The organism is Burkholderia sp. Bp9143 (genome assembly GCF_003853645.1).
Lineage (GTDB): Bacteria > Pseudomonadota > Gammaproteobacteria > Burkholderiales > Burkholderiaceae > Burkholderia.
On record NZ_QTPO01000192.1, the window covers coordinates 1 to 322 of the forward strand.

1 protein-coding gene is annotated in these 322 nt (G+C 66.1%); it reads left to right on the forward strand.

The window, feature by feature from the left end:
- On the forward strand, window positions 1-322 hold a 322-nt coding region (gene tssK / locus DIE23_RS39305; protein ID WP_148093518.1), incomplete at both ends, for a type VI secretion system baseplate subunit TssK.

Sequence of the window (322 nt, forward strand, 5' to 3'; positions counted from 1 at the left end):
GGCTTGTCCGGAGCAGCAGCGGCCAGTTTCAGGTCGATCACCGGTTCGTGCCGCCGTGCCTGACGCTTGGCAGTCACGCGCTTCACCTCGAGCGCATCAACCGCCTCGCCGACATCCTGCAGGCCAAGAGCCTTGCACTCGGTGCGCGTCGCAGCGAGCGGATTGAGCAGGTTGCCGAATACGGCGTGGCCGACGTACAGCTCTTTTGGCTGCTGCACTGTATCCATGCGGCGTGGCCGCAACTTCGCCTCTTTGCCACGCACCCCGGCCGCTCGCCGGAGCACCTGTACGCGACACTCGCCCAGCTGGCGAGTGCGCTGAT